Below are 22,601 nucleotides of genomic sequence, written 5' to 3' on the forward strand. Positions count from 1 at the left end.
AGAGATTGAATACGTTGATGTGAAGTGTTAAGTAGTGTGTCTCACATTCTTTAATGCATGAGGTTCGTCCGGTATACCAGTCAAAGCAATCCACAGTGGGGTATCGAACGTGACGGCAGAGTATATCCACTTTCGGAACTCGGAGTCGGTGGTTTCCAACTAGAAGAACTTACCAATCCGTCGTATCGGTCTGCATGTAGTCGAGCACTTGACAAAGGAGGGGTTCATTCCTTGCCAGCCGATGATGTCAATTATCTCGCTCCCGTTCCAAACCCTGGTCAAATAATTTGTGTCGGTATGAATTACCACGATCATGCTGAGGAACAAAACGAGTCTGTGCCTGACGAACCACTATTGTTCGGGAAATCACCGTCATCTGTGACGAATCCAGGCAACCCAATCATTCGTCCAGATGGTGCAGACTTGGATTACGAGGTTGAACTTGGTGTTGTTATCGGTAAGACCGCGCAGAACGTATCTGCTGATGTAGCTCAGGAGTACGTGGCAGGCTATACAGTAATAAACGATGTAAGTGATCGAAAAGCACAGTTCGAGGATGGACAGTGGTTCCGTGGCAAAAGTTTTGATACTTTTGCCCCGATGGGCCCGACACTCGTAACTGGTGACAGCATCGATCCGAACGCTGTCGACGTCGAGTGCCGTGTAAACGGGGAAGTGATGCAGGAATCCAACACTGCCGAGTTTATCTTTAATGTAGGCCAGCTTGTCGAATACATTAGCGGTGTGACAACACTCCGACCGGGTGATGTGATTTCCACTGGCACACCCGGTGGTGTTGGGATTTTCAGAGATCCTCCCGAACTTCTACATTCCGGTGACAAAGTTGATGTCAGGATCGAAGGGATAGGAACGCTGTCAAACTCTGTCGTCGGGTGAGCTAACATCCTCACAGTCTCGGAGTTTGGATTCTGTCCCATGTCTCATTTTCGTGTAGGTTAGGCCTGGTTAGGCTCTCCTCGTGGTTTTTGAATACGTCACAGTGTGGATGCTCCGAATAGTTCTCTGAATCGTAAAAAACCAGAATCGACAGATGAATTCTATTCCATTGGCGTTGTCTTTGAACAGAAGGCTCACGACATTTCCATCCTCCGAAACTGTGTGGACACTATCCTAGAAAATTTAATATAGCGATATATAATTTATGTCTGATCGTGCCATCGGATACCGAATATTACTAATCGGGGTTGTGTATGAGCCACTCCCGCATAAGCCAAAGTATTGACTAGATGTGAGATTGTCGTGGATCAATGAAAATCCCACATTTGGATCCACTCCAACCCAGAGCGAGAGGGTTAGTCCTCGGTGAGCAAGCGTGAATCAGCGACTTGACTCCAAGGGTTTGGGCGCAGACGAGATGACTTCAGACACCGGGTCGAGAGAAAAGCGCACAAATGGTCGCAGTTGAGCCTCGACGAACTCGTCGACGTCTACTTGCAAGACGTTACCCCGAAACGATATCGTGACGGGTTCGAGTTCGACGAGGACGGCGATGCTCCAACCACAATTAGCTCACCGAACACGGATACAGTGGTGTCGCGGGCGCGCTACAGGAGCATCACGGCTTCGAACCTGATACGAGATTCGAGTCTTCGAAATGACTGTCTGCGTTCACGGCGAGTGTACTAATCGGGTTCGTCTGGTTCGTCTGGCACGTTCCACTGTTCTTCGTTCCTGGGAGCTCGCAGGCCGGCGTTCCGATGGTCCCCTACGCGGTTGGAGTTCTCGCTACAGCCGTCGTGCTGACGTGGCTCTACAACGATACTGGGAGCCTCCTCATCCCGTGGTGTATCACGCCAGTATCAACCCCGCTGGCGGGTATTTCTTAGCGGGCGTCGACAGCCTAAAGACCACCTCCGGCTACGGCACATACGCGCTGTTAGTCGCAATCGTTGCCGTCGTCGTGCTCAGTGGGCGGTTCGTAAGACCTACCACATCAATCACCGGAGTGAGAAGAAACCGCCGTGTACTCACCAGACGGGGCGAGGTGTCGCGGTCCGTAGTAAACCACCAGAGCGAGTGCGACCATCGTCAGCACCGTGGCAAGTAGGCCTAAACCGAGCGGAGAAATCGCGCCGGCGACGCCGCCAATCGGGTAGTAGTTCAGGATGGCGTTTCCACCAGCATGGAGGACGATGGCGGGAACGACACTCCCACCTGCAGCGTTGGTCAGCCACGTCAGTACGACGGACAACGCGATGAGTTGAGCGACGTACAACCACAACGGCATCCCATTTTGCACTGTATCCGAGAGGAAGAACAGTGGCAGGTGCCAACCAGCCCAGACGATACCGACCAGGAGAGCGGCAACGAGCGCGGTGTATTTGTCCTGCAGATGAGGGAGGAGATATCCACGCCACCCAGGTTCTTCTAAGCCACCACCGAATAGAACGATGAACCCCAAGAAGAGCGGGTACTCGACCACCGCAGGGAGTGCATCGAGGGACAATTCGCCACCAAAGGCGAGCGCGTGAACGCTTCCAGCAGCGAGGGCGACGACGACGGGCAGGACGAACGCGACGACGTAGTATCGCCTGGCAACCCGTGTGCTGAAGATGTTCGCAAGCCACGACTGCACGCTTCGTCCTGCAGCGAACGTCATGAGGATGCCAACGAAGAATGGGCCGAGTCCGCCAAGAACGAACAGAACCGACCCAGTGACTGCGTCGGAGTTAGGGACCACAGCCCGAAGTCCCCAGCACGCCCACGAGAACGCGTACGCCGCGAGCGTGTAGACGAGCAATGTACGTACTGGTCGCCCGTCCAAAGTCATACGTAGCAGTACAGATTCAGGCCTCTCAACCATTGCGGTGTGGCAATTTCTCAAATTGTGGCTTCGATGCTCGCTACGTGCGAAACTGCCCCTCCGAAGCTGACAGATGACGGAAGTAGGTCTCAGTCCATGAGAACTATCTCTCGCGTATATCCTCTCGGTTGGCGAATTCAATCATATGAGCGACACAAACATCCTCCGCAACGCAGTCATCGGTGCAGTCGTCACAATCGTTCTCGCGTTCACTGCTATCTCGCCTGCCATCGGTGGGGCGGTGGCTGGGTATCTCCAGCAGGAAGCTCCCAAGCGTGGTGCGAGAGTCGGTGCTATCTCCGGCGTCATCGCGAGCATTCCGTTTCTCCTCGTCCTCGCTCTCGGTGTCGTCGTGTTCTTCGGAACGTCAACAACGGGTGGATTCGGTGCTCCGGGAGGCGTCGAGCTAGCTATTATCTTGCTGGTCATCGTCCCTCTCGGCGTGCTCTGGAATGCCGGCTTGAGTGCCGTGGGTGGCTACGTCGGTGCATACATCCGTATGAACTCTGGCTCCGCAGAGCCTGCCACGCGCGAACCCGGTCAGGATGCGAGATAGCACAACCAGTCGTCGCGGGGATATTCCAGCGATTCTATAGATGTGTCAACACTAGCTGCCCTTCGTCCGTTTTCCGTCGTGTCCGGGGAGGTCCGACGCGAGAGTCCGATAGGTCTCAGCGAGCGAATCCATCTGTGGGAGCCAGAGCTTTCGTGAGATGCAGGCCCCGTGGACGAAGATGATAGCGGGTGCGCCGATTGGGCCACGAATATCGACCATTTACGGACTCGAGAGTCCCGCGAGCACACCGAGCAAGTGCTCGCGAAGTGGTGTCGAATTCAGTGTCGCCGTGATGTGTCCACGGTCGACGACCAAGAGGTCGGACTCGTCGTAGGCCAGTCGCTGGAGTTCGTACTCGATATACTGGTCATGTCTCGCCAGCAGCGGATAGACCGTCCCTGTACCGTTTTCACGAAGGTCCTCCCCGAAATCCAACGTCTGTTCGACTGCAGTCGGGTTCTCCCGCCCCGCCCGCCCGAGCAGGCGACGGTAGGCCGACTGGGTGAACAGCTTACCGAGGTCAGCTCCAGCGAGCATCGGGACGTACACGTCCGCAGTCCCTTCGTAGGCACGATGCAGGTTCGTTACCCAGCCACCGAGGCTCACGCCCGCGACGGCCACTGGACCGCTGTCCTCCAGTTGGTCGACGATTCCATCGATGGTTGCCACAGACGTTGCAAGCATCGCGGCGAAGTTGGACAACTCTCCCATCTTCCGTGCATACTCCCGGGTCGTCCCGTCGTGAAACGGGGCTCTGAGTCCGACGACGTTCAGTTCGAGGTTGTCCGCATGGTCGACAAGAAGGTCCTGAAACGTGTTCGGTGAAAAGCGACTCGACGAGAACGGCCGTTCGTCGTTCCCGTGGTGGTAGACGACAGTTGGATGGTCTGCACCGCACCACTGAACAACCTTGATTCCGACGCCGAGGGTTCCGACGGGGGTGTCTGCAGAGATTTCGTGGAGTTCCTCTCCGTTCAGCGTCGGAACCGAGACACTGACCGAAGAGAGCGTCTCCTCGACACGAGGGGCGTCGACGCTCTGGGCGAAGAAACCGTTCCCGCCGACAAAGAGGGAGCCCAAACGAACGGTCGCTCGGTCGATGAGCGCGTGGTGGGATACCATGTCTTTTCAGTCGTCCGGAGACGGTTAGTTCCCCCTATTTCGATGTACTCATCGGCTGTGTGTCAGCCGATTTGCGGGCCGGAAGTCGTGAACTGAACACGAATAGTTGATTGGTTTCCCGTCCAGTCACGGTGGTTTACTCGGTGTGTCTGCCGAACTGCACGATGCCACTGTCGTTCTCGTTCTCGTTCTCGCGTCGCTGTCGCTCGTCGGTGATGACAGAGAAACAGAAGTCGTCTCGAACAACTAACTTCTGAGGTGATTCACAGTAGCGTCTTCACGTCTAGCCATCGACTGACGGTGACCCATCCGACGCCGACGGCCGCCAGCGAGACGACGGTGCCACCAACCGAAAGCAGAATCGGGTTTATCGACGGGACGGCCGAGGGAAGGACGACGAGCGAGACGGCGGGGAGGATTCCGACCATGATGAGAATGTTCCCGGGTTCTGTCCCGTTGACAGGCGTCTCGGGGAACCGGAGATAGACCACGACGGCGACGAACGTCGCCCATAGTGTCAACGGAATTGGGGTCAGTAATCCAGTCACCATGAGCCGTAACGCACCTGCCGTCAACGAGACTTCGGCCCACGCAAGGACGAATGCGGACCCAGCTAGTGCAATCGACATCAACACCACGGTCATCAGGAGTGCGAGGGCGAACGAACCGACGACGAGGGCGACGAACACCTCGCGCTCTCGGTAAGGGCCGCTCAAGAGTAGTTCCAACTCGCCGGCGGCCAATCGCTGGCCGACACCGGTCTGTGTGACGAGGACCGAGAGGACTGCACTGATCATTGCGATGAAGAACGGCCCCTGGATGACCAGCATCGCGAGCAGGAGTGCTGTGTCGTCCTCGGCGCCGGTGAAGAACTGGCCCGCTTGCGTGGCGAGTGCATCTCGGGTCGTACCCGTCAGCACGTCAGGGGAAACTGCAGTCACGCCGAGCAAGCCCAGAAAGAGCAGCCCAGCACCGACCGGAAACGCGAACAACCGCCAGCTTCGGCCACGGAGTTCGCTCCAGATTATCGCCTTCGCGAGCGTCTGCCAACCTGGCGTCGCACTCATCGGGATAACACCTCACTCTCACCAGTCAGACGGCCGTATAGCTCCTCAAGCGACGTCTCTTCTTCTTGGACGCGCTCGATGGTGACATCGCGTTCGATAAGCATCGTGATGAGCTCGTTCACCGACTGGTCTTCAGGGAGCGTTACGACCCAGCCGTCCCGTGACTCACGAGCCTCGATGCCGAGTGCTGCGAACGTACCGTCGTCTGCGTTGGACTCGAGGTACACCTCGCGTGAACCCTCTCCTCTGAGTCGACCGATAAGGACGTCTTTCGGGCCCTGTGCGGCGACTGCACCGTCTTTGATGACCGTGAGTTCGTCCGCGAGCTGTTCGGCTTCGTAGAGGTTGTGAGTCGAATAACACAGGGTCCGACCCTCCGCTGCGAGGGCGTCCAGTCGGTCACGAAGCGACCGCGCTGCGCCGGGGTCGAGTCCTGTCGTCGGTTCGTCGAGAAACAACACAGTGGGGTCGCCGAGCAACACCCGGGCGATGGTCACGCGCTGACGCTGTCCACGGCTCAGGCCCGTCGCAGGTCGATCCAGAAGGTCGTCGACAGCCATGGTCTCGGCCGTCTGTTCGATGCGAGTCTCGCGGGTTCGGGCGTCGAGACCAAGCACGCGTCCCCAGTAATCGAGGTTCTCGCTCACCGTTAGCTGGCCGTTCAGGGGCGTCCCGTGGGGGAGATAGCCCACACTGGTTTTCACCGACTGGTCCACGAACGGGTCTGTCCCAGCAACGGTCACACCACCGGCGTCGGGCGGAAGGATTCCAGCCCCGATGCGAAACAGCGTCGTCTTGCCTGCACCGTTCGGGCCCAGGACGACGTTGAACCCGGGGTCGAACGCGACAGAGATGTCGTCGAGGGCGGTCACGTCTCCGTAGGTGAGCCGAACGCTGTCGAACGCTACAGTAGAAGACATGACAAGATATTAATTTGAACAGTGGATAGTCGTTTCGGAGAACCACCGTTTTCGATTGCAACCACGATTAGAAGCCCTCAGGTTGCCGCTTCCGGTTGTACTCCCACCCGATTGTGTTGACGGTCATCAGTTACCCCCTCTGATGTAGGTTGCCCCCGGTATCTCCACACGGGCGAGTGACTCTCGGCCGTAGTACGCGATGATACCGAGAGCGACGAGTAGGGTGACCGTCACCTGTGTAATCGTGACCGTTGCGATGGCGGTTTCCTGAATGACATCGTCGATGACAATTTGGTCTGGTGCCAGTGGGAGGAGTATGTCTGCGGTGTTCACCATCGCGTGGAGGACCATCGCGATGAGCACGCTTCCCGTGCTGTTGTAGGCCCACCCGAGAATGACCGACAACAGCATGATACTGATGAACCAGCCGATCTGATTGACGACTGTGAACCCGGAGTGAGGGGCTATCGGGATGAGGAAATACGGGAGGTGCCAGAGAGCCCAGACGCCGCCGATGATGAGGCTCGCCGTGAGTGCATCGTACCGGTCGTTCAGATAGGGTTGTGCGAACCCGCGCCATCCTGGCTCTTCGTTCAATCCGCCGCTAACCGTGAGGCCGAACAGGAACACGACGGCAACTAGTACAGGAGATTGGAGGGGTCGGCCGATATCGACCGGACCGCCGATGGCCCAGAGAATCACTGTGGTTACTCCCACGATACCAATCGGTATTCCGAAGGCAGCGACCCACCAGATTCCACCGACTCGCCACCGAACGATCTGACTGGCCCAGGCTCTGACATCGTCACCACGTAGCCACGTTACTACGGCAGCGCTCACTGGCGGTCCGAAACTACCGATGTAGATGAGAATCCATGGAGTCCAGCTTTCTTCCATGAACGCTGCTGGAGCCGAAATAACCCACGTGAAGGCAAACGCGCCCACGAAGAATGCAACAACTGGGTGGTCGTCGACCCAGGGGACTCGAGTGGTCGTCATTGATGATGAGGTCTCTCACCACCACGATAAATGTGTCGAATAATTTATATAATATCACATAAATAACTTCACTGTAGTTTAGTTAGTGATTTGATATGAACCGCAAAACGGTGATTGAGAATCTATTTTTGAGCTCTCGATGCCTTCGACGAGCGACGCGAAAGGCGCCATCTGTTTCAAGTGTCGTCCCAACCAGTACCCATGACTCGTGATACTGCGGAAGCTGCCTTCGCTCTATTGGCGAGTGATATCCGTCTGCGAATTTTAGAAACGCTCGTCGACGTTCCCCAACGTGAATCCCTCTCGTTCACCGAACTGTACGACGCGGTCGACGCCGCGAACACGTCACAGTTCTCTTACCATCTGAAGGAACTCACCGGACAGTACGTCCAGCGCCAGGAGACAGGATACGTCATCTCCGACGCAGGACGACGAATCGTTCAGTCGATCAGAGCTGACGAATACACGCTACAGCCGGAGTTCGATCCGATAGCGATCGAGACGGACTGTCCGTACTGTGGTGCCACGTCAGCAGAAGCGACGTACGATGGCCGACTCGCAACGATAGGATGTCTCTCGTGTGCGAATTCCGTACTGCGATACGAATTGCGGCCGGGTCACGTCGCAAAACGGAGCTCCTTACAGGCGCTGAAAGCAGCAGATAGGCAGATGCGTGGGGAATTGAGTTCAGCGGTAGACGGTGTCTGTCAACGTTGTGGAGGCTCTATGAAATTGGAGTTCTTCACGGGGAAAGACGTTGCTCCAGCAACTGTGCTCGTCGTTTACGAGTGCCAACATTGCATGACGACCCTTTCTGTTCCAATAGAGGTTGCACTCTTACACCACCCCGAAGTGATTGCCAAGTACTGGGATGGCAACCTGAACGTGACGACGACGCCCACGTGGGAACTACTCTCAGAGATTTCTGATTGGGATGTCGAGCTAGACGAATCGAACGGGGTTGTGGTAGAGTTTCCGGGGGACAAACAGCTCCGATTCGAGCTCGAAAGGGACGAGGAAAGTCAGCTCTGGTGAAGTTTGTCGGCACACGTGGTGGTGTAGACGGTAACATTACTGCAGTTGTCAATGAGTACGACGCCGTCGGCCTCGAAGACGAGGAACCAGAGGAGTGGGAGTAGAACGTCGACCACGAGCCTACTGTCAATGTTCTAGAAGTGTACCTCAAGTCGATACAAACTCGTGGTGGACGGGCATAAAGTACCGTCGAGACCCATCGGACGAGGTTAGTGAAGTGGGTACGGACGTATCGAGAGTTGCACGGGACTGATGCGCTGCACGAACCGCTATCTGAGTTAGACCAGTAACCGGGAGAAATAGAGCACTGTCTCGCCGTCCTCGACGTATTCGACGAGGAGCTATCGACTGGTCGGTCGAAGCTCGAATATCTGCACGTCGCAAGAGCGTGGTACGCGTTCGTCAAACGCCGAAAATACGCGAAGTACAACCCACTTTCAGAGGCCGGTGAAGAGTTTGGCTGGGAAGCGAGTGAACCAGACCCGAAGGCATTGTCGGCGTCGCAGGTGCGTCGAATCTACGGAGAGGTTGATTCGCCCGAACCAGAGTTGCTCGTCGTTGCGCTCGCCGGGTGGGGATTACGGCCCTCAGAGGTTGCCGCGTTGCATGTTGACCAGGTGGTCTTGAATGTTGAGGATCCGCATCTGTCGTTCGGGGATGGAAAGCGAAAGAACGGCCCCGGTGAGGTGACGCTGTTGTATGGTGTGGACGTCGTCGCTGATCTGATTGATGCGCTTTCCGACCGAGAGAGCTAGAATGGGTACCTGTTCCCGTCTCGGTCTTCGTCCACGGGACATGTGTCAGTCAGAACGATACGTCGTCGGTTCAAACAGCTAGCTGACACTGCTGGTGTGGTTGTTCCACCTAAGCGAGGCTACATAGATAGCTACAGTTCGAACATTCTGGGCCTTCTATAGAAACAATATCTTTACTTCCCGAACTCATTCGTATATTCGGACGACATACAGATCACGCAGTGGGATGCGTGGCCTGCCGCGGTTCGACACTGTCGTTCCATCTGGGAAGCTTGGGAATCGCCATCCTCCATCGGTGGCATCGAGACTTCCCTTTTCAGTAGTCCAGACGAAATCAGTTAGCCCTGCGTATAGTACGTCGGAACCAATTTCCGGTCTGGGATTTCCTGTAACCGCTCAATCGATAGCTCATCTGCCGCCGAGATGTCCCAGACGATGTCGAAGAATTCGATTGCCGCTTCGACGAATTGTGTTCGCTCAGTGTAGACGCCACACTCAGGGTTCCAGTCGTAACTGTTCTCCATGAAGTTTGCAGAGCCGAGTAGAGCGGCCCCCTCTTCAGGGGCACCAATCGTTTGAAGCTTTCCGTGGATTCCGAGCTCACCGATTTTACGGAAGTCCATGTCAGAGGTCACACGCTGGTGCTCTTTGAACCGCGAGTAGGTCCGGAGTGTCACCTGGTCACGGTGTTCTTTAATCTCGCTCAGTAGATTTCGCTGGAGTCGTTCCCACTCCCAGGACTCTTTGGTATGTCGTGTGAGCAGACGGAATTCGAATCCATGGTTGAGGAGACGTCGAATCTGGGCAACGTATTCGTTGAACGTATCGTCGTCAAACGGCGTCATGATGCGCAGCACCTTGTCCTCGATTTCCCGCTCCAAGCCGAGGCTGAACAGTCGGTCTGTCATCTCTGTGTATGAACGGAGGCCAGACGGCCGCTCCCCATGCCAACGTCGGAGTCTCGCACGCTCTTGCCCGAGGCCTCTCGACTTACCCACGTAGTCGTTCATTTTCTTCTCGCCGAGAGCGTCCGGGTCGATGAGCGTATAGGTGAAGTACGCTGGTGCGACGTCACCATCGCGAAGTGATTCGTAATCACGAGTAACGACTGACTCTGCTGCGACAGGTTCGGGTGGTGTCGACACCGAAACGTTGGAAAGTGTGTCTATGCGGGACTTGATCGATGAACACCGTTCGATAAGATGTGTAGTGTACTCTTCTCGAAGATCCTCTCCTTCGACCTTCTCTGGAACGGATTCAAACTCAATTATGCCATCACCCACTTCGCACTCGACACCTGAAATCGATGACAGTGTCTGGTAGAGGGTGTACGGCGTCACTCCATGCTTCGTGACGAAGGTGACGTCGAGAGTTCTGAGGACAGGATGTGCAACGACAGTAGCAACGATGTTGAGAAGAATATCTCGTATATCGGAATCCAACTGCTTGCTTTCCGGGACATTTTCGATTCCAATCGGTTGCTCTGTCTCAACTCGCGCAACTTCGTTCCCAGTAGACGGCGTCAGTAGCGATCGAATGGTGTCGAATTCTTCTTCGTACTCACGGTGCTGTTCGGTCACTACCTCAGCAATTTGGTCTTCCTCAACAAACACAGACGGCATACTTGCGAGTCTCGCTACTACACCGGCGGTCGACTCTTTCTCATTCAAATTGGTACCGGTCAATCCCGAGACTAAGTCACCGAGAGACGACTCATCCATAACGCCAACGGCGTAGGGTAAGACTCTGCGGTATGCCTCTGCAATCGTCTTACCGGGAGATGTGGACTGCTGTGCCGTAAGTGAGGAGTCAATTCTCTCTATTTCGAGATCGACACTGTCCGGGTATATCGTCATGAACCCGATGGAACCGAGGAGGGGTGCTAGGACGAACTCATCCCACTCATCGGACAACAGACTGTCAAGTTCACGTCGCGGTATGTTCTCATCGACGTCGACACACGAGCGAAGTACCATCTCAGCTGACTGGAGTCGAGAGACTGCAATCGCCCGAATGAGTGGTTGTGGTTCTTCCGAAGTGAGCACCACCATACCCAGAAGCGTGACCACCTCATCATCGACGAGACCGAGTTCATCGAGTAGCCACTGATGCATTTCCACGACGTTGCCTTGGTCTCGTTCATCGTTCGTTCGGAGTGTCTCTGCCCGAACGTGAGGTCCAAGTCGCTTATGGACAGAGTCACCGGTGGCTTCGGCAGCCAAAGCAGAGTAGACACTCTCCGGGGAGAGCCCCCAGAGTCGCTCTGGAGACTGCGTACGCAACTCCTCGGAAACACCGAGTATATCTTCAGGCATCGTCACGTGGTTCGAGGTGGAGTTCGTGGGCTAACAGGTCGAGCAGTTCGTCCTTGTCGAATGATTCAGGGTCGTTCTGCTCTACACATCCGTACTGGTAGATACAGAACGGACAGCCGTTTTCACAGTTACATTTCGATTCGTCTGGCGAGAACGCGTCGCGCATTATCTTAATCGCTTGTTCGAATTTCTCACCGTCATCCTGCGTCAGCAGTACAGTAATCCCACTGCCACCTTCGTCCGAGTCGTACACCAGGGTCCCTTCGTCCTCAATGGACTCGGGGACCTGCCTGACGCTGACACCGCCGATGTACTGGAGTGCAACGCGGAGGCCGTGAGCGAAACCGTGTTCAAGTTCTTCGCTGTCGAAGCGGACACGAACAGCCTTCGTGGAGAACTTCGTAGCAGGGCGCACAGCAACGCTATCTTCAGCAGGGTGTTCGACGTTGTTCGAACAATACGCCGAGTCCTTTGTCTTCGCAATTACCCCATTACAACCCTCGACACCGCACATTTCGAATACGTTCGGGAGCGGGTCTGAACCACCGTTCTTGTAGGTCGCCCAGTATTTGTTCGTCGAGGCGACCAGGGTGACATCACCGTATTCGAACTGGCCGTGAACAGTTCCATCCTCGTCGACGATGTTACGAGAGAACGTCGCTTCGAACGAGTCCCCTGCATCAGTTTCAACCGGTGCGTACGTACTCTGTGGTTCGCTATCGTCTTGGTAAACGGTAGACGGTCGAAGTTGTGCCGTACTGGGCGTGGAACTCAGCGGCAAGTCGTGCTGATACGCGATTACTCGTTCGGGAACGCGAGTCACCAGTCGCTTCAACCGTGTTCCACAGGACCCGCAGTTCGAGGTGTCGCTATCGAACTCAGCAGCACACGTCGGACAAATTGCCGCGTCTTCCAAATCCTCGCTGATCCGTGAGGTCTCCAGCGGTTCCCACGACACCTGCGTGACGACGTACGTTTCACTATCGTGGAGATAGGCTGCAGAGGGGTGGAGTTCAGAGAGTGCGATACGTCGGTCACGTGAGCCGTCGCTGACGTTCTTGAAGTCTTCACCAACGAGTCGGTAATCAACAGAGTCACCGACCGATCGTAGCCCGAACGCTGCCGGACTCTCTCGACTCAGGTACCGCCCGAAGTCCATATCTTCGAGTCGTTGGAGATAGTCGTACAACTGGTCGACCCGACGGTTAATCTGGTTCTTTTGGTCCCGTAGCCGACGCTTCTCGTTACGGTCGCGTGTTTTACGCTCCTTTCGTCGTAGGTCCTGACGATCTCTATCGAGTACGTCGATGTCGTCGTTGATGTTGTTCTGTTGATCGAAGTAGAGGTCGATAATTGTCTCCTCGAAACTCAACTCCTCTTCGGTCCCGTTGAGCACACCCTCTACGACGTCTTCGCCTCTATCTAGGACAGATTCGACACTCCCGTCGCAGTCTTGGCGCTGACACGCTCCGGTGTAACCAGTTGCGTGCTTCCGACCACACGACGAGCAAACGCCGAACGAGAGGATGTCACGGAGCCATTGTTCGACCTCATCGCGGTTCTCAGATACCAGCGTACGAAGTGTCTCAAGTGGGGCGTCATCGCCCTGATGCTGTACCTCGAAATTGGAAGACGACAGGACTCCCGTGAAACGCATTATGTCGTTCGGTCGGGACTCTGTACGAGGCGTTGGGTCATCTTTGCAAACAACAAAGTCATCGAGCCCGCTCTGCTCTTGACGCCATGGAACCCACCGAGTCGTTGCAGCCCAGTCGAGGACTGCCCATGTGAGAGACTGGTGGAGAACCTCTCGATTTACCTCGTTAAGTGGGACAGGTTGCGGTTCTGCAGCGATGAGTTCCTCGGGGTGCTCGTGGTAGTAGTAGTCGATTGGGTTCCGCTGACTGACTGAGTGAATGAGCGAATTGCCCGAAGAACGCCCTGCTCGGCCGATTCGCTGAAGGTACGAGTTAGCGTTCGGCGGCGTTCCGTAGAGGAGAAGCGTATTGAGGTCGCCAATGTCGACACCGAGTTCCATCGCCGGACCCGACGAGAGGAAATGCGGATATCTCCCCTGTCGGAACTGGTACTCAAGTTTCCGCCGCTCTTCACGGTCAGTTTCACCGTAGTACGCCCGTGCGAGCAGCATCATCGGGTCAGACGTAGCGACTTGTTGTGCAGTAAGTGAGTAGTGTGGGTGGTCGAAGACGGCCCGGTCCTCGATCGTCGCATCGAATTCAACAACATCACCAGGGGAAACACCGAGTGCGACATCGAGTGAGGTCGAGTACGTTTCTTCACGCGGACTGTAGTTCGTCGGCGTCTCGTCGTCAACGATTGCACATTCAACTACGTCCTCTTCGACCATCACAAACCGACTTCCATCCTCTTCGACACGGCGTAGAATTCCACGCTCGATGAGTGAGTCGAGGTGATTGTGCCCGTTGTCGATTTCGTCGACTAAGTTGGGTTCGTAGCGATGATTTTGACCGATGGCCTCGACGAGCATCTCTCGTTCCCCATCATCGAGATCGTCAACATCAACATTCAAGCGAAGATCGACCAGTCCCTCGTCACTCAGTTGATTGCTGCGGTAACGCTCGGAATACTTTCCTTTGATAGCACGCGAGAGCAACTCCTCAGTCAGGTACTCGTCCACCGACTGATTGTAGCTAGTCAGCGACTCGTACATTTTCGGCGAGTTACCGCCGTCACCTGCTAGTTCCTCTTCGTACTCGTGAGCGTCACCTACGCCACAGTCAACGACATCAGAGAGTGTCGCCCATCCAGATTTGTCGGCTTCTTTTCGGACACTTTCGACGAACAGTCGGTCGAAATAGAACGACTCCTCTGGTTCACGGAAGTTCCGTTCTAGCTCCTTCATATCGGACTGGCTGTCCGCGAACGAGAGCATCTTCGACTCGGAGAACGTGTCAGGGTCGTTTCGGTCTGCGAGAGAACGCAAGAGGTACCGACCAGTCGTGACCGCTGCGTTAGCCGGACCACGAAGCATTGCATCGTACCGACTCCTCTGGCCACCCTTTGAATACGTCTCGCGCCGGTCCTCGTGGTAGCACGGGAGCCCACCGGGGAATTGACTCGCCTTTCGGATCCGTCCGCCGTCGTCGACCATCCGGAAGTTGCTGTACCCTTTCGCACGCTGGCTGATTTCGGGATTTTCGCAGTTACAGTCGTGTGGGCCGTTCAGTAGGAACTCGTGTCCACACGATTGGCACTCGTCGACCATCCGAATATCGAACAGCGCGGATCGGACGAACTTTCGCTTGCCACAGGTACATGACGCCGGTGGGCGACCAAAGAATACCTCGTCACATTCGGGGTCACCGCACGTCCACCCGAGGAACCGCTTGGGAGTGAGGTCTCCGTCACAGTCATCCGCAGTACACCCTTGCCCCTCTGGGTCCTCGTAGACTTCACCACATTTGGTGCAGTACTGGACGTCTTCGTCTGCTAGCGGTTCCAATGCGGCAGAGTGGCAGGAATGACACTCCGGCTCGTGAGCCTCCTCGATGGAGAGTTCACCGTCACAGTCTGGGTTGGTGCAGACGTGATTCTCCATCGAGTCGTCGAGGACCATCGAAGCGTTGCAGGTTGGGCAGTCATGCTGGTGGTCGATCTTCTGTCGTTCACCACACTCTGTACACTCGTAGTATGGTCGCCAGTAGACCCGAACCATCTCTGGGGTCTCTCCCTCAAGAGTCTCACAGCTACATTCTCTGCGCTGGAAATACTCGAATCGCCCCTCCTCAGACGTGACTGTGTGCGGTATGAGTCGCTCACAGTTTGGACAGAACCACGATTCGAGCGATTCCTCACCACACTGGTTACACAGTGAGAGTTTCGTCACGAAGTGGTGGTCACACTCGCTACAGGACGACTGCGGAGTGTCGTACACCGTGCCGCAGTTGATACACGTGTAATAGCCGTCGAGCGGCCAACTGAACAGGTGAGCACGCCGCTCCAGAATACCAGACACTTCACCGATAGTCATGAAGTTCTCCACCACTACCTCCGCCTGCTGTTCGGTGAGTTCAGACTCGTCGACGAGGCGCTCGCGGAGCTCAACAGGACGGAGCGGTTTCTTCCGAAGCGCCGTGTAGATCCCACGAACGAATTCCAGTGGACCACCATCTTCCTCAACGAGATGTTCGTAAATTGCTTCGTCGACGCCCTCATCACCGCCGTCCACACCAGCAGTCTCGAGTGCTCTCACTGCGGCCGCTGTGTCGCCGTTACGCAATTCATCAGCGGTTAGCGTTGACGAGAGGAACTCATTGGGAATATCCGTCGGGAAAGGCGAGTCGAGTGTGCGCTCGTCCTCCTCGACGACTTCGACATCGGGGTCAACGAACGGGTTGATGCGCTGGAAGACGGCCCGCTTGTTCTCGACAGTTGCGGACGCACCGATAATCGTGAGGTCGTCGTCACTCTCACTTTCGTAGCCGTTGAGTTCCTGCCGCTCTCGAATGTACCGACGCATGAGTGTCGACGTGAACGAACCGAAGAGCTCGGAATACTCGTGAATCTCGTCGAAGACAAAGTATTTCGGCTCGGCGACGAAGCGGTGCTGCTCTTCGTCCTCGTTGACGTTGAACAGTCGGTAATTAATCGTGTCAGGGTTGGTCAGCAGTATGTCTGCAGGCGCTTCGACGATGGCGTCTCGGGTGACTTTGATGAAGTCGAACGTCAGAGTTTCCTCATGTTCTTCCATCGGTTCGACTACGAACGACTCGTCATCACGCCGACGGACCGTGAGTGAGGATTCACATTCCCCACATGGGCAATCGAAGTATTGGAACGTCGTCTGGAGATACGAGAGTTCGTCCGGGTCGCGACGTTTTGTGTCCCCGTCGTAGATACCGACAGTTATCTGTTCGTCAGACGAGCGCTCTCGGTTGAGCGTGAAGAGGTAGTCGATTAACCGCTTCAACTGGTCTTGGGCGAGTGCCTTCGTTGGATACGTGAGAACGCACTTGACGCTCTCCGGTGAATGGGCGTCATGCTGCCCGTCCTTCGCTTCGGTGATGAAGTTGAGGATGGGAATCAACCACCCTTCGGTTTTCCCACGACCAGTGCTCGCCGTCAGGAGCGTGTGGTGATCCTCGAGGATGGCTTCGACAGACGCTTCCTGGAACTCGTACAGCGAGCGAAAACCAGCCTCAGTGAACGTCTTGGTGACGTCGCCGTGGAGGCCATTGTCGTCGGCGAATGTCTCCCACGGAGTGTCACTCATCCGTGGCAGGTCGAGAACTTGGAGGTAGGGACCCTTAGTCCGGATAAATTCGGGGATATCATCCTCTAGTGACTCCCCCGAACCATCGTGATACCGTGAGACCAGGTTTTTCACTGCCCGCTGGGGCAGGGAGCCGGCATAGTGTTCAGCGTACGATTCTTGCATCGAGTTTGCTAGTTCGAGTGGGTCGAATTCCATCGGTGGCAATGTGTGTGGGATGTTGGTTAGTTCGCGAACTGTTCGTCGGGTTCGTGGTTCTCGATTGTTCGAATAGTCATATCACCCCCTGCGAGGATCTCGCGGAGGCGCTCACGGTCGAACGAGCGCTGATCGTTTCTGAGGTCACACCCGTACTGGTACAGACAAGACGGGCATCCACTCTCACAGTCACAATCGAACTGGTCACGCATGAGTCCGAGCGCGCGACTGAATGATTTGAACTCGCCATCGGTCTGCTCGAAGAGGAGTCTTGCGACGTCAGATCCGCCTTCTTGGGACTCGAAGACATCAACACGCTCTTCGCCGACGTACTCGGCGAGGTCACGAATGTTCACGCCGCCGAGATACTGTAGTGCGACCCGAATCCCGTGCGCCAGCGTGTGGGATAACTCACGGTCTGTGAGGTCGATGCGAACACCCTGCGTGTTGTACTGGTACCCCAATCGAATGAACTGGGAATCTGCACCACGTCCGTCAGGGAAGTGATCAGGGTCGGAACTGCACCGGCGTTCATCATCACCATCTCGGTAGATGACGCCTGGGCAGTTCTCTTCTCCACAGACCTCGAAGAGTGTCTCACGGGGGTCGACCTCGCCGGACTTGTACTTCGTCTTGTAGCTCTTGGTGTGGAGGAGCACCGAGTAGTCGCCGTACTCGAGTGTTCCAAGTCGCTCTCCATCGGCAGACTGAAGCTCGAATGTCCGGTTCGGGTCGAAGTCGAGAATCGATGTCTCACGCTCAGCGTAGGTGTTTTGCACCTGGTTGTTCGGTTCGTTGTGGAGATATCGTGCTTCATCGCCTTCCGAAGTCAGTTTGAGGTTGTCGTGATATGCTTCGACGGAGTCGAGCATCGCGAGTCGCCGTCCCTTGAGTGGCGCGTCGGTCTCGCAGTCGCATCCCTGAGCATCGAGATTATACGAGGTATGACACGCAGGGCAAACCAGTTCCTCTGCTAAGTGCTCACCCTCTGTTGCCCCACTTACTGCTTCACGAAGGTCGGATCCTGCCTTGTCATCGAGGCGAACGCGAGAGACAGTATACGTTTCACCACCATCGAGATAGGCTGCTCCAGGGTGGAGTTCGGAAAGCGCCATCTGCATCGCACGCCCACTCCCCTGGTCACCGACATTCCGCCGGTCGTATCCCTCATCGACCAATGTCAACCCAGCCGTGGTGGCGACACTCCTCATAGAGAAGTCGTACTTACTTTCGCGTGACTCTCTGAGGAAGTCGAAGTAGCTCGACCGACCCAAGTCGGACAGATAGTCGCCGAGAACCTCGATTCGGTCCTGGAGACCGCGTCGTTCTCGCATGATGCGACCGCGTTCTTCCGACCCGGCACGCTGTTGGGTACGTCGCAGTTTCTGGTTCCGCCGTTTCAGATCAGCAAGTTCGTCTTCGAGCGAGTGTCTGTACTCTCGATAACCACCAATGTAACGCTCGTCGAAGTTCTCGAGGGCGTTGTCGACGAGGTGGCCAAATTCGTCTTGAGCGTATCGGATTGTTCCGTCACAATCACTCCGTTCACAGACCTCTCTGTCGTCTTCAATAGCGTATCGGCGTTCACACTCCTCGCAGTACCGATAATCGAGTAGTGACTCCAGATAGCCGGTGATGTCATGCTCGTGGTCTTCGACAACTTCACCGAGAATTTCGAGCTTCGAGTCGACCTCACTGAGTGACAATGTATCAGCGTTGAGTGACATTACATGAGTCAACTTACTGGCGTCCTCGCGATCGGTGTCGTCGAGCATGCTACGACGATGGTAGGTGTCGCCACCATCGATAGAGCGTGCGCGGCCGTGACGACTAACGTCCCACGGGATGGTGAAGTGAGCTGCAACGTAGTCGAAGACAGCCCACGAGAGGGAGACGCGAAGGACCTCCTCGTTGTGCTCGTTGAGCGGCACCGGTGTAGGTTCCGCGTCGATGAGCTCGTCAGGGTGATCGTAGTAGTAGTAATCGATGGGATTCCGTTGGCTGACAGAATGAACCATCGACGAGTGCGAACTACGCCCAGCACGCCCAACCCGCTGGAGGTATGCGTTCATGTTCGGGGGCGTCCCGTACAGGAGGAGCGCGTCGAGTGCGCCGATGTCAACACCGAGTTCCATCGTTGGACCCGACGAGAGATGGTGCGGGTAATTTTCCTCTCGGAAGAGGTACTCTAACTCACGGCGCTTGCGTTTGTCAGTTGTCCCCAGATACTCCTCGGAGATGAGGATCCGTGTTCGCGAGTATTCGGCACGGTGTGCTCGCTGTGTGAACCGAGGATGCGACACCGATGCTCGGTCCGAGAGTGATGCGTCTGAGCGGACATTCGACTGGGTGTCTAAGCCGAACTGGTGCTGTAGCGTCGTGTAGTATCGCTCTTTATTGGGGTCGAACCGGATGTCGTCTCCGTTGCCAGCAACCGTCACCTCAAGTGCGGATGGGTCAAACGAGACGTAGTCTTCAGAGTGACCATATTCGAGGACTCCTCGGTCGACTAATGCTTCGACAACACCTTCGGCTGAGCGGTCAGGACTCGGTGAGTCGAATTTTTCGACCCGATAGTCATTGCCTTCGTCCGAAAGTTCGCGGACGATAGCGCGCTCGTCATCCTCGAGTTCGCTCAGATCAAAGGCGAGGCGGACGTCGAGTAGGCCAACTTCGGCGAGAGGGCCATCTCGTTCGCCTAATCGCTGACTGTAGGTGTGACTGAGTGCACGACGAGACAACCGGTCTCGGAGTGCGTTATTCTCGTCCCACCTCTTCCGAGGTTGGCCCTTCAATCGTGATTTGAGATTGAATTCGACCTTCCGGGCAACTTGTGGGGGTTCTAATTCGTCGTTGACCCTGTCAACGGTCTCGTTGGCGTGCTCGAGGACACGGTCGAAGCGAACCCACTGACTGCCGTCGTCGTTGGACGATGCACTCTCGATCAGAAGTTGGTCCAGTAACGTCTCGACTTCAGGCTCAGAGAAGTCCCGACTGAGCTCTTTCATGTCGCGGTGGGAGTCAGCGAACGAGAGGAGTTTCGCTGCTTTTTGGCCTTCTTCGTCAGCGACTGCTCGCAACATGTACTGCGAGGTCGTCACCGCGAGGTTACTCGGCCCACGCATCAGTTCGTCGAATCGACGACCAATCTCGTACCGGGCATATCTATGTGGACACGGGACGGCCGACGGTTGCGAACTCATGTTGTGAATCCAACCGTGGGTATCGACTGTCTTGTACGCCTGGTGGTGACCAGTCCGAGGATGAACGTCCGGGTTATCGCAGTCGCACCCCTCGTCACCCAAGAACGCTGTGTCACACGACCGGCAGTGGTGGTCATGTCGTATTTCGAAGAGTCCGCGCTTTACAAACGATGACTCTCCGCAGTCGCACTGCTTAGGGTCACTCTCGAAGTGAACTCGGTCGCAGCCGTCGTTTGTGCAAACCCACGGAAGGAATCGTGTCGGCGTGATATTAGAGCCACAATCAACACACTGGTTGGGGGCCTGCTCTGTCCGGTCGTAGGTCCTCCCGCAGTCAGGACAGTCGAACTGACTGCCAGTTGTGCTTACTTCGAAGTCAGTGCCTTCGCAGTGAGTGCAGACATGCTCAGGTTCGTGTGTCTCCCCGCATTGTGGATTGATACAGGTGAACGTCTCAGCGTCAGTCATGACGGTCTTAGAACCGCAGTCCCGACATTCGAGATTCGTCGTACGCTCTGATTGATGCCCGCAATCGAGGCACTCGAGGAACGGTTGGAACGTCGTTCGAACCATCTGAACGACGTCGTCACGGGCAGACTCGCATCGTCGACAGATGTGGACCTCATCTTGGTCCACCGTGCCATGCTCAGTCGGCGTGTATGGTTCCAGTTGGTCACAACTCGGGCAGTACCACGCGACGAGGTGCTCGTCACTACAGTGTCGGCAGTAGGTGGTTCGCGTTACGAAACCGAACCCACACTCTCGACAACCGTCTTGTGGCGACCGATACGCCGAATCACACGACGGGCACGTGTAGAAGCCATCAATCGGCCAGGAGAACACGTGGCTACGGTTCTCTAGCATACCCGATAACTCTCCGAGTGTACGGACGTTCGACACCAGCGTAGACGCCTCTTCGGCGTTGAGGTCAAGCGTCGTGGCTAACGTGTCGTGCAGATCCGACCGCGTGAGGGGTTCGTTGTACAGTAACTGGTGGACGTGGCGAACAACCTGTGCTCCCGAATCGTCCTCAGCCTCGGTGAGATAATCGAAGAGCGCATCACTCACCAGTGTCTCCCGCCGGTCACGGTCGTAACTCGACGCATCATCGAGTGTATATTCAAATCCGTCAAGCCCCGGAACATCATCGTCGGGGTCCGCCGTCGAACGAAGAATTCGGTCGACGGTCAAACTGTTCGACGTTAGTTCCTCTGGGACCTCAGTTGGAACGGACCCATCGAGGTCGCGAGGTGATTCGCTTACTTGCTTGACGTCGACAGCACCGCTCACTTTTTGGAACAGTTCGACGTCGTTCTCGACGGTTGCACTGCTCGCGATGAGTTGCAGGTCTTCAACGCCGCGTTCCTCCCGCAGCGACTGAACCCGCTTCATCAGCGTCGAGGTGTAACTCCCGAACAAGCCGTCGTAGGTGTGAACCTCGTCGAACACGAGGAACTGAGGTTCATAGATGAACCGTTCGTGTTCGTCCTCGGCGTTGGTGTTGATGAGTCGGTAATTGATCGTGTCCGGGTTAGTGAGTAAGATGTCGACACCGTTCTCGAGGATGTCGTATTTCGTCAGACGCAGGAAGTCTAGTGGGACGTCATTCGGGTCGTCATCCTCACACTTCGCCTTTTCAGGGATGAGTTTGAACCTGGAACCCGTATTCCGGATTCGGACACCGCCACCACAGTCTTGACACTTGGCGAGTTCGTCGTTGTACCCTGGGCACTCGAAGTGACGGAACGTCGCGTTGAGGTATCCCTCAGACCCCGATTCACTGACGTTTCGCGGTGTGTCACCGTCGTAGATGCCGACCGTGATTTGCTGTTCTGACTTCAGCTGTTTGTTGATGAGGTAGAGGTACTGAAGGAGACGCTTCAGTTGGTCCTGTGCGAGCGCCTTCGTCGGGTAGATGAGCGTGGCTTTGACGCTCGTATCATCACTATCCCTGCCGTGCCGCTTGTCTTCGAGGATACGGTTGAGAATCGGAATGAGCCATGCTTCGGTCTTCCCCCGTCCCGTTGCGGCCGTGATGACAGTGTCGTCGCCTTCGAGGATTGCCTCAATGCTGCGCTCCTGGAAGTCGTACAATCGCTCGAAACCGATTTGCGAGAAGGCACGACGGATGTGTGGTTCGAGGCGTACCGACCGGGCAAAGGCGTTCCACGAGCGAGTACTCCAGTTCGGGATGTCCAGTGCCTGGAGATACGGTCCGCGTATTCCCGTCAGATCGTCCTCACCCTCGACGAGCCGATTGGCGACGCTACGTGCCGCGCGCCCACCACGACCAATGAAGTAGTCGTGGTAAGCCTCCTGCATCTTTTCGGCGTGGGCGACGGGGTCCTTCATT

At 56.0% G+C, this 22,601-nt stretch carries 12 protein-coding genes and 1 pseudogene; 4 read left to right on the plus strand and 9 right to left on the minus strand.

Going from position 1 to position 22,601, the window contains the following annotated elements; genetic code table 11:
- Positions 1 to 57 precede the first annotated feature (57 nt).
- Positions 58 to 897, plus strand: a complete 840-nt coding sequence (locus tag ACK3R5_RS16830) for a fumarylacetoacetate hydrolase family protein (RefSeq protein WP_411968934.1) — start codon at positions 58 to 60, stop codon at positions 895 to 897.
- Between the two features lie 1,057 nt (positions 898 to 1,954).
- On the opposite strand, the gene ACK3R5_RS16835 is transcribed toward ACK3R5_RS16830, so the two are convergent.
- Positions 1,955 to 2,791: a CPBP family intramembrane glutamic endopeptidase gene (locus tag ACK3R5_RS16835; protein WP_411968935.1), complete on the minus strand. Its 837-nt coding sequence runs from the start codon at positions 2,789 to 2,791 to the stop codon at positions 1,955 to 1,957.
- A gap of 178 nt (positions 2,792 to 2,969) precedes the next feature.
- Between ACK3R5_RS16835 and ACK3R5_RS16840 the strand changes: the two genes are divergently transcribed.
- Positions 2,970 to 3,380, plus strand: coding sequence for a DUF5518 domain-containing protein (locus ACK3R5_RS16840; RefSeq protein ID WP_411968936.1), 411 nt, complete (start codon positions 2,970 to 2,972; stop codon positions 3,378 to 3,380).
- Between the two features lie 51 nt (positions 3,381 to 3,431).
- On the opposite strand, the gene ACK3R5_RS16845 is transcribed toward ACK3R5_RS16840, so the two are convergent.
- The 5 genes from ACK3R5_RS16845 to ACK3R5_RS16865 form a co-directional block, all read right to left on the minus strand.
- Positions 3,432 to 3,599 carry an alpha/beta fold hydrolase gene (locus tag ACK3R5_RS16845; RefSeq protein WP_411968937.1) on the minus strand — a complete coding sequence of 56 codons (168 nt, stop codon included), beginning with the start codon at positions 3,597 to 3,599 and terminating at the stop codon, positions 3,432 to 3,434.
- The gene (locus ACK3R5_RS16850) at positions 3,600 to 4,502 is read right to left on the minus strand and encodes a hypothetical protein (protein WP_411968938.1); all 903 of its coding nucleotides are present in this window, start codon (positions 4,500 to 4,502) and stop codon (positions 3,600 to 3,602) included.
- Positions 4,503 to 4,765: 263 nt separating this feature from the next.
- Positions 4,766 to 5,569, minus strand: coding sequence for a hypothetical protein (locus ACK3R5_RS16855; protein WP_411968939.1), 804 nt, complete (start codon positions 5,567 to 5,569; stop codon positions 4,766 to 4,768).
- Positions 5,566 to 6,489 carry an ABC transporter ATP-binding protein gene (locus ACK3R5_RS16860; RefSeq protein ID WP_411968940.1) on the minus strand — a complete coding sequence of 308 codons (924 nt, stop codon included), beginning with the start codon at positions 6,487 to 6,489 and terminating at the stop codon, positions 5,566 to 5,568. Before ACK3R5_RS16860 ends, ACK3R5_RS16855 begins: the two co-directional genes overlap by 4 nt.
- A 126-nt stretch (positions 6,490 to 6,615) precedes the next feature.
- Entirely contained in the window at positions 6,616 to 7,191 is a 576-nt protein-coding gene (locus tag ACK3R5_RS16865) for a CPBP family intramembrane glutamic endopeptidase (RefSeq protein ID WP_411968941.1), read from the minus strand.
- A 498-nt stretch (positions 7,192 to 7,689) separates the two neighbouring features.
- Here ACK3R5_RS16865 and ACK3R5_RS16870 point away from each other — a divergent pair, with 498 nt between their 5' ends.
- Together ACK3R5_RS16870 and ACK3R5_RS16875 are read left to right on the plus strand one after the other, a co-directional pair.
- Positions 7,690 to 8,523, plus strand: coding sequence for a hypothetical protein (locus ACK3R5_RS16870; protein WP_411968942.1), 834 nt, complete (start codon positions 7,690 to 7,692; stop codon positions 8,521 to 8,523).
- 59 nt (positions 8,524 to 8,582) lie between these two features.
- Positions 8,583 to 9,419: pseudogene (locus ACK3R5_RS16875) on the plus strand (tyrosine-type recombinase/integrase); the annotation flags it as partial.
- 197 nt (positions 9,420 to 9,616) lie between these two features.
- Here the strand turns inward: ACK3R5_RS16875 and ACK3R5_RS16880 are convergent.
- The 3 genes from ACK3R5_RS16880 to ACK3R5_RS16890 all read right to left on the minus strand — a co-directional run bounded on the left by ACK3R5_RS16880 (position 9,617) and on the right by ACK3R5_RS16890 (position 22,600).
- Complete coding sequence (locus ACK3R5_RS16880; protein ID WP_411968963.1) at positions 9,617 to 11,593, minus strand: hypothetical protein; 1,977 nt, start codon at positions 11,591 to 11,593, stop codon at positions 9,617 to 9,619.
- Complete coding sequence (locus ACK3R5_RS16885; RefSeq protein ID WP_411968943.1) at positions 11,586 to 16,847, minus strand: DEAD/DEAH box helicase; 5,262 nt, start codon at positions 16,845 to 16,847, stop codon at positions 11,586 to 11,588. Before ACK3R5_RS16885 ends, ACK3R5_RS16880 begins: the two co-directional genes overlap by 8 nt.
- Before the next feature lie 224 nt (positions 16,848 to 17,071).
- Entirely contained in the window at positions 17,072 to 22,600 is a 5,529-nt protein-coding gene (locus ACK3R5_RS16890; protein WP_411968944.1) for a DEAD/DEAH box helicase, read from the minus strand.
- Position 22,601 lies beyond the last annotated feature (1 nt).

The sequence above is a fragment of the Haloferax sp. YSSS75 genome, assembly GCF_046764215.1.
Taxonomy (GTDB): Archaea; Halobacteriota; Halobacteria; order Halobacteriales; family Haloferacaceae; genus Haloferax.